19 protein-coding genes, 1 tRNA gene and 1 pseudogene are annotated in these 19,937 nt (G+C 63.3%); 6 read left to right on the top strand and 15 right to left on the bottom strand.

Annotated features, from left to right (window positions below):
* Positions 1 to 10: 10 nt before the first annotated feature.
* Entirely contained in the window at positions 11 to 4,234 is a 4,224-nt protein-coding gene (gene rpoB, locus FSZ31_RS03735; RefSeq protein ID WP_147121684.1) for a DNA-directed RNA polymerase subunit beta, read from the bottom strand.
* A gap of 393 nt (positions 4,235 to 4,627) precedes the next feature.
* Here rpoB and FSZ31_RS03730 point away from each other — a divergent pair, with 393 nt between their 5' ends.
* Together FSZ31_RS03730 and FSZ31_RS03725 are read left to right on the top strand one after the other, a co-directional pair.
* Positions 4,628 to 5,164 carry an acyloxyacyl hydrolase gene (locus FSZ31_RS03730; protein ID WP_147121683.1) on the top strand — a complete coding sequence of 179 codons (537 nt, stop codon included), beginning with the start codon at positions 4,628 to 4,630 and terminating at the stop codon, positions 5,162 to 5,164.
* 199 nt (positions 5,165 to 5,363) lie between these two features.
* Positions 5,364 to 6,251 carry a hypothetical protein gene (locus FSZ31_RS03725; protein ID WP_147121682.1) on the top strand — a complete coding sequence of 296 codons (888 nt, stop codon included), beginning with the start codon at positions 5,364 to 5,366 and terminating at the stop codon, positions 6,249 to 6,251.
* Between the two features lie 165 nt (positions 6,252 to 6,416).
* Here the strand turns inward: FSZ31_RS03725 and rplL are convergent, their stop codons facing one another.
* From rplL to FSZ31_RS03710, 3 genes are all read right to left on the bottom strand, one after another.
* Complete coding sequence (gene rplL / locus FSZ31_RS03720; protein WP_147121681.1) at positions 6,417 to 6,788, bottom strand: 50S ribosomal protein L7/L12; 372 nt, start codon at positions 6,786 to 6,788, stop codon at positions 6,417 to 6,419.
* A 54-nt stretch (positions 6,789 to 6,842) separates the two neighbouring features.
* Positions 6,843 to 7,358, bottom strand: coding sequence for a 50S ribosomal protein L10 (gene rplJ, locus FSZ31_RS03715; RefSeq protein ID WP_147121680.1), 516 nt, complete (start codon positions 7,356 to 7,358; stop codon positions 6,843 to 6,845).
* A gap of 388 nt (positions 7,359 to 7,746) precedes the next feature.
* On the bottom strand, positions 7,747 to 7,962 hold the full coding sequence (locus FSZ31_RS03710; RefSeq protein ID WP_147121679.1) for a type II toxin-antitoxin system HicB family antitoxin: 216 nt from the start codon (positions 7,960 to 7,962) through the stop codon (positions 7,747 to 7,749).
* Between the two features lie 387 nt (positions 7,963 to 8,349).
* On the opposite strand from FSZ31_RS03710, the gene FSZ31_RS03700 reads away from it, so the two are divergent.
* Positions 8,350 to 8,967: a hypothetical protein gene (locus FSZ31_RS03700; protein ID WP_147121677.1), complete on the top strand. Its 618-nt coding sequence runs from the start codon at positions 8,350 to 8,352 to the stop codon at positions 8,965 to 8,967.
* A 159-nt stretch (positions 8,968 to 9,126) separates the two neighbouring features.
* Here the strand turns inward: FSZ31_RS03700 and rplA are convergent, their stop codons facing one another.
* From rplA to FSZ31_RS03675, 5 genes are all read right to left on the bottom strand, one after another.
* Positions 9,127 to 9,822, bottom strand: coding sequence for a 50S ribosomal protein L1 (gene rplA / locus FSZ31_RS03695; protein WP_147121676.1), 696 nt, complete (start codon positions 9,820 to 9,822; stop codon positions 9,127 to 9,129).
* Between the two features lie 4 nt (positions 9,823 to 9,826).
* Complete coding sequence (rplK, locus tag FSZ31_RS03690; RefSeq protein WP_147121675.1) at positions 9,827 to 10,258, bottom strand: 50S ribosomal protein L11; 432 nt, start codon at positions 10,256 to 10,258, stop codon at positions 9,827 to 9,829.
* Positions 10,259 to 10,399: 141 nt separating this feature from the next.
* Positions 10,400 to 10,936 (bottom strand): transcription termination/antitermination protein NusG, encoded by a 537-nt coding sequence (gene nusG / locus FSZ31_RS03685; RefSeq protein ID WP_147121674.1) that lies wholly within the window; start codon positions 10,934 to 10,936, stop codon positions 10,400 to 10,402.
* A gap of 19 nt (positions 10,937 to 10,955) precedes the next feature.
* Entirely contained in the window at positions 10,956 to 11,153 is a 198-nt protein-coding gene (secE, locus tag FSZ31_RS03680) for a preprotein translocase subunit SecE (RefSeq protein WP_147121673.1), read from the bottom strand.
* Positions 11,154 to 11,345: 192 nt separating this feature from the next.
* Positions 11,346 to 11,421 (bottom strand) — tRNA-Trp (locus FSZ31_RS03675).
* 101 nt (positions 11,422 to 11,522) lie between these two features.
* On the opposite strand from FSZ31_RS03675, the gene aat reads away from it, so the two are divergent.
* Complete coding sequence (gene aat, locus FSZ31_RS03670; RefSeq protein WP_147121672.1) at positions 11,523 to 12,266, top strand: leucyl/phenylalanyl-tRNA--protein transferase; 744 nt, start codon at positions 11,523 to 11,525, stop codon at positions 12,264 to 12,266.
* 44 nt (positions 12,267 to 12,310) lie between these two features.
* On the opposite strand, the pseudogene FSZ31_RS12980 reads toward aat, so the two are convergent.
* From FSZ31_RS12980 to FSZ31_RS03650, 4 genes and pseudogenes are all read right to left on the bottom strand, one after another.
* Positions 12,311 to 12,544, bottom strand: a pseudogene (locus FSZ31_RS12980) (DUF2155 domain-containing protein); the annotation flags it as partial.
* 177 nt (positions 12,545 to 12,721) lie between these two features.
* Entirely contained in the window at positions 12,722 to 13,105 is a 384-nt protein-coding gene (locus FSZ31_RS03660) for an NADH:ubiquinone oxidoreductase subunit NDUFA12 (RefSeq protein ID WP_147121671.1), read from the bottom strand.
* A gap of 51 nt (positions 13,106 to 13,156) precedes the next feature.
* The gene (locus FSZ31_RS03655; protein WP_147121670.1) at positions 13,157 to 13,660 is read right to left on the bottom strand and encodes a DUF192 domain-containing protein; all 504 of its coding nucleotides are present in this window, start codon (positions 13,658 to 13,660) and stop codon (positions 13,157 to 13,159) included.
* A gap of 2 nt (positions 13,661 to 13,662) precedes the next feature.
* On the bottom strand, positions 13,663 to 14,163 hold the full coding sequence (locus FSZ31_RS03650) for a regulatory protein RecX (RefSeq protein ID WP_236643646.1): 501 nt from the start codon (positions 14,161 to 14,163) through the stop codon (positions 13,663 to 13,665).
* Between the two features lie 278 nt (positions 14,164 to 14,441).
* Here FSZ31_RS03650 and FSZ31_RS03645 point away from each other — a divergent pair, with 278 nt between their 5' ends.
* On the top strand, positions 14,442 to 16,193 hold the full coding sequence (locus FSZ31_RS03645) for a fatty acyl-AMP ligase (protein WP_147122533.1): 1,752 nt from the start codon (positions 14,442 to 14,444) through the stop codon (positions 16,191 to 16,193).
* A gap of 132 nt (positions 16,194 to 16,325) precedes the next feature.
* On the top strand, positions 16,326 to 18,698 hold the full coding sequence (locus FSZ31_RS03640; RefSeq protein ID WP_236643645.1) for a putative bifunctional diguanylate cyclase/phosphodiesterase: 2,373 nt from the start codon (positions 16,326 to 16,328) through the stop codon (positions 18,696 to 18,698).
* Here the strand turns inward: FSZ31_RS03640 and FSZ31_RS03635 are convergent.
* Together FSZ31_RS03635 and FSZ31_RS03630 are read right to left on the bottom strand one after the other, a co-directional pair.
* Positions 18,695 to 19,450, bottom strand: a complete 756-nt coding sequence (locus FSZ31_RS03635) for a ParA family protein (protein ID WP_147121668.1) — start codon at positions 19,448 to 19,450, stop codon at positions 18,695 to 18,697. The genes FSZ31_RS03640 and FSZ31_RS03635 overlap by 4 nt on opposite strands.
* 62 nt (positions 19,451 to 19,512) lie before the next feature.
* Positions 19,513 to 19,848, bottom strand: a complete 336-nt coding sequence (locus FSZ31_RS03630; protein ID WP_147121667.1) for a DUF3297 family protein — start codon at positions 19,846 to 19,848, stop codon at positions 19,513 to 19,515.
* Positions 19,849 to 19,937 lie beyond the last annotated feature (89 nt).

The raw sequence follows: 19,937 nt of genomic DNA, 5'->3' as shown, positions 1-19,937 counted from the left end.
GATATCGTGATTACTCGGCGGCGTGCGGCAACTGGCCCATATCGTCGTCCTCGTCGCCATCGGTCAGCGACGACAGTTCGACATTGAGGCCCAGCGAGCGCATTTCCTTGACCAGCACGTTGAAGCTTTCGGGGATGCCCGCCTCGAACGTGTCGTCACCCTTGACGATCGCCTCGTAGACCTTGGTCCGTCCGACGACATCGTCCGACTTGACCGTCAGCATTTCCTGCAACGTGTACGCGGCGCCGTAGGCCTGGAGCGCCCAGACCTCCATCTCGCCGAAGCGCTGGCCACCGAACTGCGCCTTACCACCCAGCGGCTGCTGGGTAACGAGGCTGTAGGGACCGATCGAACGCGCGTGGATCTTGTCGTCGACCAGATGGTGCAGCTTGAGCATGTAGATATAGCCCACCGTCACCTGGCGATCGAACTTGTCGCCCGTCCGGCCGTCGTAAAGATCGACCTGACCGCTCTCGTCGAGCCCGGCGAGCTTGAGCATCGCCGAGACATCGGGTTCGCGCGCGCCGTCGAATACCGGCGTTGCCATCGGCACACCGTATTTCAGGTTCGACGCCAGCTCGACGATCTCGGTGTCGGTCCGCTCTTCGATCTCTTCGTCATAGTCGCTGCCATAGACGCGCTTGAGTTCGGCCCGCAGTGCCTCGGGGGGCTTGCCCGCCTTCGGATCCGGGTTGGCCTCGCGCCACGCTTCAAGCGCCCGGGTCACCTGCTGGCCGAGGCCACGCGCGGCCCAGCCGAGATGCGTTTCGAAGATCTGCCCGACGTTCATGCGCGACGGCACGCCCAGCGGGTTCAAGACGATGTCGACCGGCGTACCGTCCTCGAGGAACGGCATGTCTTCTTCGGGCAGGATGCGCGAAATCACACCCTTGTTGCCGTGGCGGCCAGCCATCTTGTCGCCCGGCTGCAGCTTGCGCTTCACCGCGACGAACACCTTGACCATCTTGAGCACGCCCGGGGCGAGCTCGTCGCCGCGCTCGAGCTTCTCGCGGCGGTCCTCGAACTTGTCGACGATCAGTTTGACGGCATCGTCATACTGCGTCTTGACGGCTTCGAGGTCGCTCTGGATCTTGTCGTCCTTGACCGCGAACTTCCACCATTCGTGGGTGTCGAGGTCGTTGAGCACGTCGAGCGTGATTTCTTCGCCCTTCTTGAAGCCCTTGGGCGCCGCGGTTGCGACCTGTCCGGGCAGCATTTCGCGCATGCGATTGAACGTCGCACGGTTGAGAATGGCGCGTTCGTCTTCGCGATCCTTGGTCAGGCGCTCGATTTCCTCGCGCTCGATCGCCATCGCGCGCTCGTCCTTGTCGATGCCGTGGCGGTTGAACACGCGCACCTCGACGACCGTCCCGGCAACGCCCGGCGGCAGCTTGAGCGAGGTATCGCGAACGTCCGAAGCCTTTTCACCGAAGATTGCGCGAAGCAGCTTTTCTTCAGGCGTCATCGGGCTTTCGCCCTTGGGCGTGATCTTGCCGGCAAGGATATCGCCAGGTTCGACCTCGGCACCAATGTAGACAATGCCCGCTTCGTCGAGGTTGCGCAGGGCTTCCTCGCCGACGTTGGGAATGTCGCGCGTGATGTCTTCGGGCCCGAGCTTGGTGTCGCGCGCCATGACTTCGAATTCCTCGATGTGGATCGAGGTGAAGACGTCGTCCTTGACGATGCGTTCGGAGATGAGGATCGAATCCTCGTAGTTGTAGCCATTCCACGGCATGAACGCGACGAGGCTGTTCTTGCCGAGCGCGAGCTCGCCGAACTCGGTCGACGGGCCATCGGCGATGATGTCGCCTTCGTTGACCAGATCGCCGACCTTCACCAGCGGACGCTGGTTGATGCAGGTGTTCTGGTTCGAACGCTGGAATTTCTGCAGCGTATAGATGTCGACGCCCGAACGGCCGGCTTCGATCTCGCCGGTTGCGCGGATGACGATGCGCAGCGCATCGACCTGGTCGACGACGCCGGCGCGACGCGCCGAAATCGCCGCGCCCGAATCGCGGGCCACGGTTTCTTCCATGCCGGTACCGACGAACGGTGCCTCGGCACGAACCAGCGGCACAGCCTGGCGCTGCATGTTCGATCCCATCAATGCGCGGTTGGCGTCATCGTTTTCGAGGAACGGGATCAGCGATGCGGCAACCGAAACCAGCTGCTTGGGGCTGACGTCCATCAGCGTCACGGTATCGCGCGGCGCCATGACGAATTCACCGCTTTCGCGGGCCGAAACGAGCTCTTCGACAAAGGTATTATCCTTGGTCAGTTCGGCGTTCGCCTGGGCAACAGTATGCTTCTGCTCTTCCATTGCCGACAGATAGACGACGTCTTCGGTCACCTTGTTGTCGATCACCTTGCGGTACGGCGTCTCGATGAAACCGTACTTGTTGACGCGGCTGAACGATGCGAGCGAGTTGATCAGGCCGATGTTCGGGCCTTCAGGCGTCTCGATCGGGCAGATGCGGCCATAATGCGTCGGGTGAACGTCGCGGACTTCGAAGCCCGCGCGTTCACGCGTCAGACCGCCTGGGCCCAAGGCCGAAACGCGACGCTTGTGCGTCACTTCGGACAGCGGGTTGGTCTGATCCATGAACTGCGACAGCTGCGACGAGCCGAAGAATTCGCGGACCGCGGCAACCGCCGGCTTGGCGTTGATCAGGTCGTTGGGCATCACGGTCGACACGTCGACGCTGCTCATCCGTTCCTTGACCGCACGCTCCATGCGCAACAGGCCGATGCGATACTGGTTCTCGAGCAGCTCGCCGACCGAGCGCACGCGCCGGTTGCCGAGGTTATCGATGTCATCGATGTCGCCCTTGCCGTCCTTCAGATTGACGAGCTCCTGGACCACCGCGAGGATGTCTTCCTTGCGCAGCGTCGTGACGTCGTCAGCGGCATCGAGTTCGAGGCGCATGTTGAGCTTGACGCGGCCGACCGCCGAAAGGTCGTAGCGCTCGGGATCGAAGAACAGGCCGTTGAACAGCGCATCGGCGGTCTCGCGCGTCGGCGGTTCGCCGGGGCGCATGACGCGGTAGATGTCGGACAATGCCTGGTCGCGATCCTCGGCCTTGTCGGCCTTCAGCGTGTTGCGGATCCACGGCCCCGTCGTGACGTGATCGATGTCGAGCAGGTCGAGGTTCTTGATCTTGGCGTTGTCGAGCTTCTCGAGGTTTTCAGGCGTAACTTCGTCGCCCGCCTCGATGTAGATCTCGCCGGTCTTGTCGTTGACCAGGTCGTGCGCCGAATAGCGGCCGAAGATTTCCTCGGTCGGGATCAGCAGTTCCTTGAGGCCGTCCTTGACCGCCTTGGTCGCGGCGCGCGGCGTGATCTTCTGACCCGCAGCGAAGACGACTTCGCCCGAGGCCGCGTCGACGATGTCGAACTGCGGCTTCTGGCCACGCCAGTTTTCGCTCGCGAACGGGATTTTCCAGCCGTCCTTGCCGCGCTCATAGGTGATGATGTTGTAGAACGTGCCGAGGATTTCCTCGTCGTCCATCTCGAGCGCCTGGAGCAGCGCAGTGACGGGCAGCTTGCGCTTGCGATCGATCCGGACGTTGACGATGTCCTTGGCGTCGAATTCGAAATCGAGCCACGAACCGCGATACGGAATGACGCGCGCGGCGAACAGGAACTTGCCCGATGCGTGCGTCTTGCCGCGATCGTGGTCGAACAACACGCCCGGGCTGCGGTGCATCTGCGAAACGATGACGCGCTCGGTGCCGTTGATGATGAAGGTGCCGTTGTGCGTCATCAGCGGCATGTCGCCCATGTAGACGTCCTGCTCCTTGATATCGAGCACCGACCGGGTTTCGGTCTCGGTGTCGACTTCAAAGACGATCAGGCGCAGCGTGACGCGCATCGGCGCGGCATAGGTAATCCCGCGCTGGCGGCATTCCTCGGTATCGAACTTGGGATCTTCGAGCTCGTAATGGACGAAATCCATCTCGGCGGTGCCGGCGAAATCGCGGATCGGGAAGACGCCGCGCAGCGTCTTTTCCAGGCCCGAGACGTAATCGATCGACGGATCGGACCGCAGGAACTGCTCATAGCTCTCGCGCTGGACCTCGATCAGATTGGGCATTTCCACGACTTCGTGGATGTTGCCGAACATCTTGCGGATGCGACGCTTGGCGGTCGCATCGAGCGTTTTGATGATCTTGCGCGAAGCGGTCTTCTTCGCCGCAGGTTTCGCCTTGGGTTTCGCCGGAGCCTTGGAAGCCATGGAATATAAAGCCCTTCTGGGTTCGATTCGGGTCGCCGCAGTCGTCGTTCGACTCGCGGTCGGATAGCTTTTGCGCATGCACAAACGCGAAAAGCCGCATGGCTCACGACCCCGATTTCCGGGGCGAACCTGCAGCTTTCACGCTATTTGAAGCCTGATCCCGATCTATTCATGAGCACTGCTGCGCGACGGCGGTGCCCGGCCCGAACGGGGTGGCGTTGGCAGCGATATAGGATTTGTGCGCCGCAGCGTCAAGCGCGCGGGCGGGTTGCAAGGCGGCACGAATAAAGAAAACGCCTGCCCGGCGAATAGTTTATCGCTCTGGGTTCATCTCACGGTAAAAGGCTTTGCGGCAATGGTCGCTTTTGCCGCCCCGATAGTGGAGAATCCCTGATGAACAGCAGATCGTTAGTCGTGATCGCCAGCGCCTGTATTGGTCTCGCCGCGCCGGCCGCGGCGCAGGAAGCATTCGTCGGCGCATATGTTCACGGCGTCGATACCCCCTTCACCCTCTACACCGGCGAAGGCGGCACAGACATCATGGCGGGCTATCGCTTTAAGCCCGTAGATCTCGGCTTCCTCGGCCATCCCGCACCATATGCCATGGCGTCGGTCAACACCGCGGGTGATACCGACTTCATCGCCGGCGGCTTTGGCTGGAAATTCGGCAATGGGCCGATCTACGCGCGTCCCGGCATCGGCCTTGCGGTCCAGGACGGCCCGTCCGAACGCTATGATACGACCGGACGTCGGACCGATCTCGGCAGTCCCGTGCTGTTCGTCCCGGAAATTGCGATTGGTGCCAACCTGTCGCCGCACGTCGCGCTCGAGGCGAGCTGGGTCCACATCAGCCATGCCCGGTTGTTCAACTGGCAACAGAATCCGGGCCTCGACATGATGGGCGCGCGGCTGGTGATCAAACTGCCCTGAGGTGCGCAAATCGGGCCTAATCGGCGATTCCATTGACCGGGATTTCGATTGACGAATATCGTATAATAACAACGCATTAGCCCTCTGCCCGCCCTGAAAACCCTAGGTTTTTCAGACAGTTTTCGCTTCGTCGCCGTTTGCCAACGGATCGTCGCGTCGGCCGCACCCGACCGTCCGATTGGGGGGTTGAGGATGGACTATGACCAAGAACCACACCCACTTTCGCCCCGCGATGACCGCGATTGCCGCTGTCCTCGCATCGACCCCTCTCGCCGTCGCGGCCCAGACCGTTCCGGCCGATGCCGGCACGCCGCCCGCCATGTCGGCGCCCGCCCCGGCCCCCGTTGCGCAACCGGTCATCATGACCGAACCCGTCGCGACCAAACCTGTCGCGACCACCGCGCCTGCGCCCGCTCCGCGTTCGACGATTGCACCCGAAGCGCTGCGCCAGATCGCCGATGCGGCTATCGCCGACGCGGCCGCAACCCCGGCTCCGCGTGCCAAGCAGGTCGCCAGCACGGCCGCGCCTCGTGCCGCACCCGTGACGCCGCGCAGCACTGCCACCACACCCAGCGCTGCCGATGAGACGATCGTACCCGTCGCCGCCGAGCTACCGGTCGAAGCTGTCGCCCCTGCACCGCTGGCCAGCGACACCGTGACGCCTGCCCCCGAAGCAGCGCCGCAGCAGACGATCTCGACCAACGACAACGCGCTCGTTACCGGCGGATTGATCGGCCTGGGCCTGCTCGGCATCGGCGGACTCGCCTTTGCGCTGCGTCGCCGTCGCTCGGACGAGGCGCTGCCCGCCGAACAGGGCTATGAGCCCGCACGCCGTGCCCAGCCTGTCGCCCAGCCCGCTGCCCCCGTTTATGCAGCAGCGGCAGCGCCGGTCACTCCCGCCCTGGTGCGCGCGCCGACGGCCCGTCCCGCGATTGCGGGCAGCCATGTCGAGCGCGCCATGCGTGGCCCGACGCCCGACAATCCCTTCCTCACGTTGCGCAAGCGCCTCGCGCGCGCCCGCTTCCTCGACAAGCGCGAAGGCGCGGGCGCGGCAGGCTTCGGCGGCATGCGCCCCGCGCTCGCCTGATCGCATCGCCCTCCAACGAAAAGGCCGCCCATCGGGGCGGCCTTTTTTGTTTGGGTGCGAGCCACAACGAAAAAGGGGCGATCCGTTGCCGGACCACCCCTTCCCATTCACGAGTGCTTCAAGACACCCGCAAAACTCGTGATGCTTAATTGAGCGAACCCAATCTTACTTAAGCTCAACGGTGCCGCCGGCTTCTTCGATCTTCTTCTTGATCTCTTCGGCTTCGGCCTTGTTGACGCCTTCCTTGATCGCCTTGGGCGCGCCTTCGACGAGCGCCTTGGCTTCGCCGAGGCCCAGCTGCGTGATCGCGCGGACTTCCTTGATGACGTTGATCTTCTTGCCACCGTCGCCGGTTAGGATCACGTCGAATTCGGTCTGCTCTTCAGCAGCAGGACCGGCAGCAGCGGCAGCAGCCGGAGCGGCGACAGCAGCGGCAGCCGAAACGCCCCACTTCTCTTCGAGCATCTTCGACAGGTCAGCAGCTTCCATCACGGTGAGAGCCGAAAGCTGGTCGACGATCTTTTCCAAATCAGCCATTATAATTCACTCCAATTTCTAAACGTTTCAAAGGGTTGTTAAAGTACGAAAGACTTATGCCGCGTCCTTGGCGGCATAGGCGCCGAACACGCGTGCCAGCTGACCGGCCGGAGCCGCGCTGATCTGTGCGAGCTTGGTCGCCGGCGCCTGCATGAGGCCGACGAGTTTCGCGCGCAGTTCGTCGAGGCTTGGCAGCGATGCCAGCGCCTTGACGCCATCGGCGTCGAGCATCTTGGCACCCATGGCGCCGCCGACGATCTCGAGCTTGTCGTTCGACTTGGCGAAGTCCACGGCAGCCTTGGCGGCAGCCACGGGGTCTTCCGAGCTCGCCAGTGCGACGGGACCGGTCAACAGGTCGGCAAGACCTGCATAATCGGTGCCTTCGATGGCGATCTTGGCCAGCTTGTTCTTCGACACGCGGAACTGCGCACCGGCCTCGCGGACTTTCGCCCTGAGGTCGGTCGACTGCGCCACCGTCAGGCCGAGGTTGCGGGTAACCACAACCACGCCGGCGGAGGCGAACGTCTCGCCGAGCGCGGCAACCGCCGCCTTCTTCTCGGTACGATCCATAATATGCTCCCATCTTGCACCGGGCAGACCCGATGCAGCTACTCAATCCGTCACGCCGCCTGGGCGACATGACGCGCGAAGGCATGGGCCAACGGCCCAGCCATCACGTCCAAAGGGGAGAGTAAGGCCGGTCGAGCGGACCATCAGGCCCATCGTCAACCGACGCGGCGGGCGAACCCACCTGAAACGCTACCCCGTCTTGGCTGCAAATTAAGGAGGAAACCTCCAGCAACTGTCTCGGACGGTACCGACGGGCAAGCCCGCCGGTGCGAGGGCGCTCTAGCGGATTGGGTGGGTGAGTCAACAGTGCATGAAAGCGTCGTCAGGGGGAAGACGAGACTGCGGAGGCAGCAAGCGCCCGACCTATCGGCCGAAAGCGTTGGCCTGATTAAGCGGAAAGCTTCGCTGGTGCAGGAATCGTTCGACCCATGCGTTCGGCCATGAAAGCCCATGTCAGCATGGCGCCTTCAACGCGCTCCAAAGCCTCCTGGCGGGTTTCGCCATCTGCCATGCAGCCCGGCAGTGCCGGAACGGTGGCAAGATAACCCCCGCCGTCTTCGTCGGAGAGGCGTTCTATCACCACCTGATAATCGCTAACGTGCATCGCTAACCTCCTCAGTTTCATCGCCGTCTTCAGCCGCGAGAACGGCATCGACGAACTCTACGAGACGCTTAATGTATATCCTCTTAATCGGCCTGTCACGCGGCACCGTAAGATGGTGCTCTTGAGAGGGGTGGGCAATACCGTAGTGAGACCCGCCACTCGGCTTTGCGAAGTCTATTCCAAAGCTGCGGCACAATGAGCCTACGTTCTCGATAGTCCAACCATCGGGATTCCGCCGCATCGCCTCAAGACGCTTTTCTTTTCTCGCCATATCGAGGAGCAGATTTACGGTTTTGCAGTCCGGGTCAAGGATACTTGTGGGAAGCAGTCGGGGTCGCCAGTATCTGCTTTAGAACCTCGTCCGCCTCTTTTTTATCGGTGTCAGCTATGGACATATCTTTTAATTACCGTGTGAAGCCCCCTTGGCGTCCTAGTGATCTGGCTGAACAATTTATGTCAGCCATTATATTCTGGAACCAGGCTGAGGCCAGCTTGAAGCAAATAGTACAGCTGCTGCTTGGGCAATCCTATGTCAGTCTCGCTGTTTCCGCTGAGATGGGGAACCGCTCGCTTACGCAGGCGATTGAGGCCGGTAGCCGACTCGATGAATTAAAAGAGATTGCGCCACACCTCCAGCATTTATGCAAAGGATTTGTGCTATTACTGGGATACCGGAATTTCTACATCCACGGCATCTACGCGACTGAGATCCATAACGGCGAACGCGTAGCTCGCATCCTTTCGGTGGACGGAAAGGGAAAGGCTCGGATTTTCAACCCTACCTTCGAGAGCAAAGACCTGCGCGTTTTCATCACCCATCTTCACAGTCTGATCGGTTACAGCGCAGCTATTCAGAAAGCACTTGGCGCAGACGGTGACGGCCTCGGGAACATGATTAAAGCCTACCAAGCATCTCTTATAAAGCCAGTGTGGCCACCTCAGCTAAAGAGAGTTCCGACAAATCTGCAAGCGCAGGTGAACCGGCCACTAGAAGCTCAGGGCTAATCTCAAAATACTCAACCTCATTAAGCACCTGCCTGTCCTGCATGATGATGTCACGGGTCGCTCCTACATCAAGCATATAATCGCCAAAAAAGGGCCGGAGGTTCGCACCCCCGGCCCTTCATGTCTCATGCGTCCAAGCCGCAGCCTGGACGAAAAGTTTTACGCGCCCGCGATGCCCGCGGTGTCGATCTTGAGGCCGGGACCCATCGACGAAGTCAGCGTGACCTTGCGGATGTAGCGGCCCTTCGAGCCAGCCGGCTTGGCCTTGGCGATCGCGTCGAAGAATGCCTCGGCGTTCTTCTTGATGTCGGCGTCGGAGAAGCTCGCCTTGCCGATGCCGGCGTGGACGATACCCTGCTTTTCGACGCGGAATTCGATCTGGCCGCCCTTGGCGTCCTTGACCGCTTGCGCGACATTGGGGGTCACCGTGCCGAGCTTCGGGTTCGGCATCAGGCCCTTGGGACCCAGGACCTTACCGAGCCGACCGACGACACCCATCATGTCGGGCGTCGCGATGACGCGGCCGTAATCGAGGTCGCCATTCTGCATGGCTTCCATCAGGTCCTCGGCACCGACGACGTCGGCACCAGCGGCCTTGGCCTCGTCGGCCTTGTCGCCGCGGGCGAAGACGGCAACCTTGACGTCCTTGCCGGTGCCCGAAGGCAGCGTGACGACGCCGCGGACCATCTGGTCGGCGTGGCGCGGATCGACGCCGAGGTTCATTGCGACCTCGATCGTCTCGTCGAACTTCTTCGAGGCATGTTCCTTGAGCGTCTTGATCGCCTCGGCAACGTCATAGAGCTTTTCGGCGTCGAGCTTGGCGACGATCTGCTGCTTCTTGGTCTGCTTTGCCATGATCTTAGCCCTCCACCACTTCGAGGCCCATCGAACGGGCGCTGCCTTCGATGATCTTCGTTGCCTGTTCGATATTGTTGGCGTTGAGATCAGCCATCTTCTGCTCGGCGATTTCGCTGAGCTGCGAACGCTTGATCGTTCCGGCCGAAATCTTGCCGGGCTCCTTCGAACCCGATTTCAGCTTGGCGGCTTTCTTGATCAGGAAGCTCGCCGGGGGCGACTTGGTCGTGAAGGTGAAGCTGCGATCGGCGAACACGGTGATCGTGGTCGGGATCGGCATGTTCTTTTCAAGGTCCTGCGTCGCGGCGTTGAACGCCTTGCAGAATTCCATGATGTTGACGCCGCGCTGGCCCAATGCCGGGCCGATCGGTGGCGACGGGTTGGCCGTCCCCGCGGGTACCTGCAGCTTGATATAGCCGGTAATTTTCTTCGCCATGAAATGGCTCCTTTCTCACTGTCTGGGCCATAGCCTTGGCGGCGGCCCATCATGTTAAGCGGTCAAACAGACGGGCATCACCCCATCCTCCCGCACGGATGCTCCCGAGGGAGCGCTTCGCGGGGCCGAGGCCCCGGGAAATTACTTGGCCAGCTCGACCTGTTCGAAATCGAGCTCGACCGGCGTGGCGCGACCGAAAATCGACACCGACACCTTGACCTTGGCCTTGTCGAAATCGAGTTCCTCGACGACGCCGTTGAAGCTGGCGAACGGACCGTCGAGCACCTTGACCTGGTCGCCGATTTCGTAATCGACACGGATCTGCGTCTTGGGCTTGGCCGCGGCCTCTTCCTTCGAATCGAGGATGCGCGCCGCTTCGGCTTCGGTGATCGGGATCGGCTTGCCGCTCGATCCCAGGAAGCCGGTGACCTTGGGCGTGTTCTTGACGAGGTGATAGACGTCGTCGTTCAGCGCCAACTTGGCGAGGACATAGCCCGGGAAGAACTTGCGTTCGGACTGGACCTTCTTGCCGCGGCGGACTTCGGTGACGGTCTCGGTCGGAACTTCGACGTCCTCGACCAGATGCTCGAGGCCGAGCCGCTTGGCTTCGGACAGGATCGCATCGCGAACCTTGCCTTCGAAACCCGAATAGGCGTGAATGATGTACCAGCGCGACATAGGTGCTTTATCCGTGACTTTAGGAAGCGAGGGCGATGAGGCCCGAGACGATCCAGCTGAACACAGCGTCGACGCCAAGGAAGAACAAGCCGAGCAACGCCGTCATGATCAGCACCATGATAGCGGTACGGACCGTGTCGGGACCCGTTGGCCAGACGACCTTCGCCGTCTCGGCCCGGACCTGCCGGATGAATTCGCCTGGATTGACCCTTGCCACCGTAATCGCGACCTTTGAAAATGCGTTATGCGGACGTTTTGGAGATATGCGCCGCCCCCCGCTCCGGTCGATACCGGGGCCGGGGAAGCGTCAGTCTCCCATGTCCGCGTGCCGCGCCATTTAGCGAGCGACGCCTGCCTTTGCAAGGCAAGTGTGCGAACGCCCGCCATGCGACTGTGCGCAACGGCGTAATGGCAGGAGTGCACGGACTCGAACCGTGGGCCCTCGGTTTTGGAGACCGATGCTCTACCAACTGAGCTACACTCCTGCAGCGGCGACGGCGCATAGCCGCGTGTGCGCTCGGGTTCAAGCCGCTAGCGTACCGATTTCGCCATTGCGGTCGCCGGCCCAAGTCTGCAAGCGGGCGCGATGACGCTCGCTCCCGACCTGTTGCTGCGTGCTTATGCGATGGGCATCTTCCCGATGTCCGACGATCGCGACGATGACGAGGTGTTCTGGGTCGAGCCCGAACGCCGCGCGATCCTCCCGCTCGACAGCTTCCGCCCCTCGCGCTCGCTCAGGAAAACCCTCGCCGCCGATCGCTTCGTTGTCACCGCCGACCGCGCCTTCGACCGCGTCGTCGCACTATGCGCAGAAGCCGCGCCCGACCGGCCTTCGACCTGGATCAGCGGCGAGATCGAACGCAGCTACGCCGCGCTTTATGCCATCGGCCACGCGCACTCCATCGAATGCTGGGACGGCGATCCGGCACGCGGCGGCGATCTCGTCGGCGGGTTGTACGGGGTCACGCTCGGCGGCGCGTTTTTCGGCGAATCGATGGTCAGCCGCGCGACCGACGCGTCGAAGGTCGCGCTCGCCTATCTCGTCGCACGCTTGCGCGTCGGCGGCTTCACCCTGCTCGATTGCCAGTTCATGACGCCGCATCTCGCGTCGCTGGGAGCAGTCGAAATCGACTGCGAAACCTATCGCCAGCGACTTTATTGCGCGGTGTCGGGCGCCGAATCGGTTCCCGCGGGCGCGTCGCTGCCGCCAGCACCGCCGTTCGCCGCGGCGGAGTTTGCCGTGTTCGACGATTTGGCCGCGGGCTTGGCGGCGTCAGTCGAAGGCTCGGCGGCAACGCCCGGGAAGCGCATCGTGCAGCTCTTGACGTAAACGTCGTAGATCGGGTGCTCGATGACGTTGCGCTCGGGGCGTTTCTGGAACAGCCATCCCGAAAAGACGCGCGTCATCTTGCTGTCGGCACCAGCGACGAACAGCCGCACGAAAGCACCGGTCTCGGCGGGCGTTTCCCAGGGCGGCGTCGTCTCGCACGCGCGCAGCTGGATGACGACCTTGTCGATCCGCCGCGCCTCACCGGGCTTCAATTCGATGTCCTGCGTCAGCCCGTTGCGCTTGTTGAGCAGGCCGAGCACCGCGGTGCGTTCGGCCATCGGCGTGACGCCGGGAATCGGGGTCGCCGCCTGCGCCAGCTTGGCATCGCGCAGCGATTCGGGGACTTCGGATCCACCCTTCTTCTGGTCGGGCAGGTCGCCGCCGCTACATGCCGAAACCAGCATCAGCGCGATCGACGCGGTGACCGCAAACCGGAACATCTCGGGCGCGCGCATTCAGCCCTCGGGCGACCAGGCTTCATAGTCGCCGGTCGCCGCGGCACGCACGCCGCCCGCTTCGAGCGCACCCTGCGGACGATAGGCGCGCGGCGTGCCGGTCAGATTGCCGGTCGGCGGCTTTTCCCAGATATGCGGCGGCGGCAGGAAGCTTTCGGGCACCTCGTCAAAGGTCCCGTGGATCCAGCCATGCCATTCGGGCGGGATCTGGCTGGCATCGTTGGCGCCGGCATAGATCACCCAGCGGCGCTTGCCGTCTTTGGCCATGAAATAGGTGTTGCCCGCGACGTCTTCGCCAACCTTGTTGCCGAATCGCCAGCTATTTAGCGCGGTGCCGATCGTGGCGCCGTCCCACCAGGTGAATATCTTGCCGAGGAAGCTCATGGCGCGGCGTTTAGCGCCACTGTCGTCCTGCTCGCAACCGAAAAGCCGCGCTCACGGCGTCGGCAACGTCCAGCTGACCGTCGCACCTTCATCGATTCCCAGCCGTTCGGCGGTGCCGCCCGCCAATTCGAGGACCGCCGCGACCTCGCCGCCGCTGGCGACGGGGACCTCTGACATCGGCACCGTATTCTCGGCGATCTTGTCGATCGTCCCGTCGCTGCGGACATAGACGATGTCGAGCGGGATCAGCGTGTTCTTCATCCAGAAGCTGGCGTATTTGGGCTGGGGAAAGGGAAACAGCATCGCCGCGTCGGGCGCCAGCGCCTTGCGGTACATCAGCCCCTGCTCCTGCTCCTCGGGGGTCCCCGCAACCTCGGTCGAAAACACGTGCGCCTTGCCGTTCTGCGTGACCGTCACCGGAATCACCTTGAGACCCGCCTCGCTGGTGACCGCCTCGGCATTGCCGCCAGTCGAACCGCACGCCGCCAGCGGCAGCGGCAGTATCGCCAGTGCCAGCACCCAGCAAAAGGGCGTCCGCCCGTTGATTGCTTTCATCGTCATCCTTCCATCAGCCTTTGCGCCACACGTGTCTCGTCGCCTTCGCGGGCGAGGTCGAGCAATCTTTTCGCCAGGCCGAACTCATGCCCCGCCCGGATCAGCGTGGCCAGCTGGCGCTGGCGCAGCTTGTCGTCGGGCGCGCTGTCGGCAAAGGGTCCGAAATGCCGCCGCCGGGCGAGCGCGACGATCGCACTGATTCGCTCGGCCTCGCACAGTTCGTCGGCCTCGCGGCGATCGCCTTCCTCGATTCCGTCGGCATAATACATGTTGGCGACGCGCCGCTTGCCATAGCCTCGTCTCAGCAGCGATCCCGCCTTCATCGTCGCATAGCCGGCATCGTCGATATAGCCGCGATCGGCCATCTGGGCGACGAGCGCGGCAGGATCGGCAGGCTGGGTGTCATTCCAGCCGCGTTCGCGCAATTTTCGCCCCAAATAGGTCCCCAGCCTCGCGCGCGTCGTCGCGAAGCGCGCGACATAGCTGAAGGCAAGCTCGCGCAAGCTCGCGGAATCGAGCGGTTTCGGGGGTGTTTTCTCTCGTCTATTGGTCACGCAACATAATTGTGCCACAGTCGGGCCCGAGTTTGAACGATACATTTAGACCAAAAGGGGTTCAGGAGCAGGATAGGCCGACATCGGCCTCTTACCGCACAGCGTCGGCCGATTTCGGGCGCGCGATCTCTATCGTTTTTCACCTTTTCAATTTCTGGAGCGTAATATCGGTGGCTATCCAAGCCGTTAACCCCGCCGGGCAGTCCGGTCGAAGCGCAGTCGCGCCGATCGCGACGCTCTCGCCGAACGCGACGAGCGCGCTCGCGCCGACCCCAACCGACGACGACCTGCCGCGCCGCTTTTCCGATTTCGCCACGCTTGGCGAAGCGCTCGATTATGCTGCGCGCGGCCGCCGCGGGCTCAATTTCCACGATCCACGCGGGACCTTGGTCCACAGCTATCTCTTCGCCGAGCTGCGCGACGACGCGCTGGCGATGGCGCACCGCCTCGTCGCGCACGGAATCGCCCCGGGCGATCGTGTTGCGCTGGTTGCCGAAACGGGTCCCGAATTCGCCGCCTTGTTCTTCGGCGCGGTCTACGCGGGCGCCTGGCCGGTGCCGCTGCCGATGCCGACCTCGTTTGGCGGCAAGGACCATTATATCGACCAGCTGTCGGTCCAGCTCGCCAGCAGCGACCCCAGCGTCCTGTTCTACCCGCCAGAGCTCGCCGAAATGGCCGCCGCCGCCGCCGACAAATGCAAAGTCGAAGGTATCGACTGGGACGATTTCGCCGCGCGCACGGTGAGCGAAGCCCCGCTGCCCGAACAGCGCCACGACGAAATCTGCTATCTGCAATATTCGAGCGGCTCGACGCGTTTCCCGCACGGCGTCGCGATTACTCACGCCGCGCTGCTCAACAACCTGTCGGCGCATTCGCACGGCATCGAGCTGCAGGACAGCGACCGCGTCGTCTCGTGGCTGCCGTGGTATCACGATATGGGGCTGGTCGGCTGCCTGCTCTCGCCGGTCGCCAACCAGGTTTCGACCGATTATCTGAAGACCGAGGATTTCGCGCGCCGGCCGCTCGCCTGGCTCGACCTCATCAGCCGCAACCAGGGCACGACGCTCTCCTATTCGCCGACCTTCGGCTATGACATCTGCGCACGGCGCATGTCGACGCAGATGAAGGCCAAGCACCGTTTCGACCTCGCGCGCTGGCGCGTTGCGGGCAATGGCGCCGACATGATCCGTCCCGACGTCATGCGCGCCTTCACCGTCGCCTTCGCCGCCGACGGGTTCGACGGCCATGCCTTCCTGCCGAGCTACGGCCTTGCCGAGGCGACCTTGGCAGTTTCGATCATGCCGCCGGGCGAGGGCATCCGCGTCGACATGGTCGACGAACACCTGCTCTCGGGCGCCGAACCCGTCGCCGGACAGCGGCCGCGCCAGCGCGCGATCGTCAACTGCGGCAAGGCGGTCAAGGACATGGCGATCGCAATTCGCGGCGCCGACGATGCCCCGCTCGACGACGGCGCGATCGGCAAGGTCTGGTGCAAGGGCCCGTCGGTCATGGCGGGCTATTTCCGCGACCCCGAATCGACCGGGGCGTGCCTCGTCGACGGCTGGCTCGACACCGGCGACATGGGCTATCTCAAGGACGACTATCTCTACATCGTCGGCCGCGCCAAGGACATGATCATCATCAACGGCAAGAACTACTGGCCGCAGGATATCGAATGGGCGGTCGAGCAATTGCCCGCGTTCAAGGCCGGCGACATCGCCGCCTTCTCGATCACCGCCGACAATGGCGAGGAAACGCCCGCGATCCTCGTTCAGTGTCGCACCACCGACGACGCCGAACGCGCCCGCCTGCAGGCCGAGATCAAGGACCGGGTGCGCGCGATTACCGGCATGCAGACGATCGTCGAGCTCGTCCCGCCGCGGACATTGCCGCGCACCAGCTCGGGCAAATTGAGCCGGGCCAAGGCGCGCGCGATGTATCTGTCGGGCGAAATCCAGCCATTCGCGATTGGGGCGTGATTGCAGTGGCTTCGCAGACCGGTGTCGTTTCGCAATCGTTTCAACAGCTAACCGAAATAGCTCAAACGATTTAATCGCGAAGTTACCCGCTTGATTACCCTTTTATAACCTTCACCCCCTAGTGACGGCTGCGTGAGAAATTCAGCCGACACAGATATCGCCCGCAACGACCTGACGCTTGGCGTCCTGTTCTCGCTGCGCGAGCCGAAAAATATCGACTGGGGGGTCATCCGCAGCGCGCAGATGGCACACGCCGACAGGTTGATCGCGGTTCGCGGCATGTCTGTGATGCTGATCGCGGCGGTCACCGGATTCCTTGTCCGCAACGCGGTAGCCCCGCTGACGCTCGGAATCTGGGTCGCAGCCTCGCTCCTCCTTGCCGGCTGGTCGTGGTACAGCCGGATCAACCGGCCAACGCGCGGCGCCGTCAACCAGACGCGCGCACCGATCTTCCTCGACGCGGCGATGGGCACGGCTTTTGCCTGCCTGTGGTCGGCGATGCTCTATTATTGCGCGCCCGGCCTGCAACCGGGCACCGCGATCGGTCTGTGGATCGTCGTTGCGACCTTCATGTGCGGCCAGATCGTCCTGCTCGCCGCCTTGCCCGCGACAACCTTTGCCTCCCTTCTGATAACCGGCCTCGGCGCCAGCGCGATGCTCCTGCGCCTCGACCATATGGTCGCAGCAGGCCTGAGTACGATCTTCACCGGCGTCTGCCTGGCGGCCGCGCTCCAGCTTGGCCGCGACTTCATCTGTTTCCGCACGACCGAAACCACGCTGGTCGATCGCCAGGAAACCGTCAGCCTCCTGCTGCGCGAATACGAGGAAAGCGCCTCCGACTGGCTGTGGCAGATCGACGCTTCGCGCCGCCTGATCCAGGTCAGCCCGCGCTTCGCCGAAACCTTCGGCAAGAAGCCCGCCGAGCTCAACGGCGTTCCCCTGCTCCAGGTTCTGGCCGGCGATAGATGGGATACCGGCAACCTGCCCGAGGCGCTCAACGAGCTGGTCGGCAAGATCCACCGCCGCGAGAGCTTCTCGAACCTGCTGGTGCCGATCCAGATCGGCGGCGACCTCCTCTGGTGGGAGCTTTCGGCATCGCCGCGTCGCAACGAGAATGGCCAGTTCACGGGCTTCCGCGGGGTCGGCTCGGACGTCACCCAGCAACAGGCCTCGGCCGCCAAGATCGACCGGCTGGCGCGTTACGACGTGCTCACCGGCCTGCCCAACCGGCTGCAGCTCAACGAAGCGCTCGGCAAGGCGATCGAGAACTGCACCAAATGGCGCACCCGCTGCGCCTTCCTGATGATCGATCTCGACCGGTTCAAGGCGGTCAACGATACGCTCGGCCACCAGGTCGGAGACAGCCTGCTCGCCAAGGTCGCCGGCAGGCTCCACAGCCTGATGGACGCCAACAGCATGTGCGGCCGGCTCGGCGGCGATGAATTCGGCGTGCTGATCTACGAGATCGAGGATCGCACGACGATCGACGCGCTTGCCAAGAAGATCATCCACATGCTGTCACAGCCCTATCAGATCGACCATCATACGCTCTATATCGGCGCCAGCATCGGCTCGGCGATCGGCCTGCGCGATGGCCGCTCGATCGAACTGCTGACGCGCAGCGCCGATCTTGCGCTGTACCGTTCGAAGGATCAGGGCGGCGGCGTCCATTACGGCTACGAACCGTCGCTCCATGCCCGCGCCGAGGAACGCCGCGTCATGGAACTGGCGCTGCGCAAGGCGCTCGAGCGCGGCGAATTCCACCTCAATTACCAGCCCGTCGTCCGCGCCACCGACGGCGTCATCGAAGGGTTCGAGGCGCTGCTGCGCTGGACCAACAAGGACCTCGGTCCGGTTTCGCCCGCCAAGTTCATTCCGATTGCCGAGGATACGCGGCTGATCGGCGCGATCGGCGAATGGGTCCTGCGCACCGCCTGCCACCAGGCGATGCTGTGGCCCGACCATGTCCGCATCGCGGTCAACGTTTCGGCCGAACAGCTCTTCCAGCCGACGTTCGTCGGTTCGGTCGTCTCGGCATTGTCGCACTCGGGCCTGCCGCCGTCGCGCCTCGAACTCGAAGTCACCGAAAGCGTCTTCATCAACGATTTCGGCGTTTGCACCGCGACGCTCGAACAACTCCTCGCGCTCGGCGTATCGCTCAGCCTCGACGATTTCGGCACCGGCTATTCATCGCTCGGCTATCTGCGCAAGACGCAGTTCTCGACGATCAAGATCGATCGCAGCTTCGTCCAGGGCGCGGCGCGCCAGGCGCCTGAAAGCCTCGCGATCATTCGCGCCGTCGTCGCGCTCGCCGATGCGCTTGGCATGTCGACCACCGCCGAGGGCGCCGAGACCGAGGCCGAGGTCGCAATGATCTGCGAACTGGGCTGCAAGAAGATCCAGGGCTTCTATTTCGGCCGCCCGATGCCCGGCGACGACGCCACCGAACTGTTCGCCCAGCACCTCCCCGGGGACGAAACACAGATCCTGCGCGAAGCGGGCTAGCTTTTCCGACGCTCGGGGAGCTGCTCGATCCGCCGCTCGATCCCGCGCCACAATTTGCCGAACGCCTTGGCTGCCGGTGTCGACGCCGCAAACGCGCCGACCGGACGTCGCAACGTCGCCATGCGTTCGACCACGCTGGCCATCGGGATGACCGGCCAGCGCGGATGCGCGGCAAGCATCGCGCGATGCTGAGCGCGCCTCATATCGACCATCGAATGGACCGGCAGGATCGGTGCCTGGCGACCGCGCTTGGCCGACATGTAACTGACCACCTCGTCGAACGCTCGCACCGACAGTGCCGACGGGATCACCGGCACGACGATCAGGTCGGCCGCGCGCATCACCTGCTCGGCGGTTTCGGTCAGGCCCGGCGGGCAGTCGATGACGATGCAGTCGTACGTCCCGCGCAACCGATCGATCAACTTGGCCAGCCGGCGCTTCTTGCCGAGCTCGAAGAACAATCGGTCGATCCCGCGCAGCGTCGTGTCGGCGGCGAGCAAGTCGAGCCCGGGGATCGTCGACGGCCGGATCAGCGCCGACGGATCGTCGCCATGCGCGAACAGCGAATCGACCGAAGCGGGGAGCTTGGTTGCCTCGGGCGCACCGATCAGGTGCGTCGCCGCCGCTTGCGGATCGAGGTCCCACAACAAGGTCCGCCGGCGCGACTGGACCGCAGCCGACCAGGCCAGGTTGACCGCGATCGTCGTCTTTCCGACGCCGCCTTTCAGATTGTAAACCGCGATTGCCGCCATCGGATCAGCCTAACGCCTCCGATGTTACGAACGCGTGACGGCGGGCGCCGCGGATATGGGCGTTATTCGCCGTCGTCGTCGCCGGTTTCGTACCAGGCCTCGACCGGGCCCGACAGCTTGATCGTCATCGGCTGGCCATAGCGGTCGCGGCTCTTGCCCGCGGCGACCTTCACCCAGCCTTCGGAAACGCAATATTCCTCGACGTCGTGGCGCTGGTTGCCCTTGAAGCTGATGCCGATGCCGCGCTGCAGCTTGTCGGCATCGAAGAACTCGCTGCCGGGATTGTTCGACAGGCGGTCGGGCGCAGCAACGCGCTTGGTATCGCTGCCAGCCTTCGTCTCGGCTTTGGCCGCTGTCTTGGTCTCGGCCTTGGCGGTCGTGTCTTTTTGATCGGTCATGTCAGTGTCCCTAGCGCGGCGCGCGAATCGAATCCAGCGGCGAAAAACCGGCCGGCCTCACGCCAGCCGATCCGCGCCACGCATCCTCG

The organism is Flavisphingopyxis soli (genome assembly GCF_007995095.1).
Taxonomy (GTDB): domain Bacteria; phylum Pseudomonadota; class Alphaproteobacteria; order Sphingomonadales; family Sphingomonadaceae; genus Flavisphingopyxis; species Flavisphingopyxis soli.
The sequence above is the reverse complement of the archived record's forward strand: the minus strand, read 5'-3'. Positions and strand labels throughout refer to the sequence as shown.

What these genes read in the sequence shown, in the direction of transcription:
- rplK (WP_147121675.1), bottom strand. Translation starts at nt 10,258, where the DNA reads ATGGCGAAGAAAATTACCGGCTATATCAAGCTGCAGGTACCCGCGGGG.
- nusG (WP_147121674.1), bottom strand. Translation starts at nt 10,936, where the DNA reads ATGTCGCGCTGGTACATCATTCACGCCTATTCGGGTTTCGAAGGCAAG.
- FSZ31_RS03700 (WP_147121677.1), top strand. Translation starts at nt 8,350, where the DNA reads ATGGACATATCTTTTAATTACCGTGTGAAGCCCCCTTGGCGTCCTAGT.
- FSZ31_RS03710 (WP_147121679.1), bottom strand. Translation starts at nt 7,962, where the DNA reads ATGCACGTTAGCGATTATCAGGTGGTGATAGAACGCCTCTCCGACGAA.
- FSZ31_RS03655 (WP_147121670.1), bottom strand. Translation starts at nt 13,660, where the DNA reads ATGAAAGCAATCAACGGGCGGACGCCCTTTTGCTGGGTGCTGGCACTG.
- FSZ31_RS03635 (WP_147121668.1), bottom strand. Translation starts at nt 19,450, where the DNA reads ATGGCGGCAATCGCGGTTTACAATCTGAAAGGCGGCGTCGGAAAGACG.
- FSZ31_RS03660 (WP_147121671.1), bottom strand. Translation starts at nt 13,105, where the DNA reads ATGAGCTTCCTCGGCAAGATATTCACCTGGTGGGACGGCGCCACGATC.
- rplL (WP_147121681.1), bottom strand. Translation starts at nt 6,788, where the DNA reads ATGGCTGATTTGGAAAAGATCGTCGACCAGCTTTCGGCTCTCACCGTG.
- FSZ31_RS03725 (WP_147121682.1), top strand. Translation starts at nt 5,364, where the DNA reads ATGACCAAGAACCACACCCACTTTCGCCCCGCGATGACCGCGATTGCC.
- rplA (WP_147121676.1), bottom strand. Translation starts at nt 9,822, where the DNA reads ATGGCAAAGCAGACCAAGAAGCAGCAGATCGTCGCCAAGCTCGACGCC.
- FSZ31_RS03630 (WP_147121667.1), bottom strand. Translation starts at nt 19,848, where the DNA reads ATGACCGATCAAAAAGACACGACCGCCAAGGCCGAGACCAAGACAGCG.
- aat (WP_147121672.1), top strand. Translation starts at nt 11,523, where the DNA reads ATGACGCTCGCTCCCGACCTGTTGCTGCGTGCTTATGCGATGGGCATC.
- rplJ (WP_147121680.1), bottom strand. Translation starts at nt 7,358, where the DNA reads ATGGATCGTACCGAGAAGAAGGCGGCGGTTGCCGCGCTCGGCGAGACG.
- FSZ31_RS03730 (WP_147121683.1), top strand. Translation starts at nt 4,628, where the DNA reads ATGAACAGCAGATCGTTAGTCGTGATCGCCAGCGCCTGTATTGGTCTC.
- rpoB (WP_147121684.1), bottom strand. Translation starts at nt 4,234, where the DNA reads ATGGCTTCCAAGGCTCCGGCGAAACCCAAGGCGAAACCTGCGGCGAAG.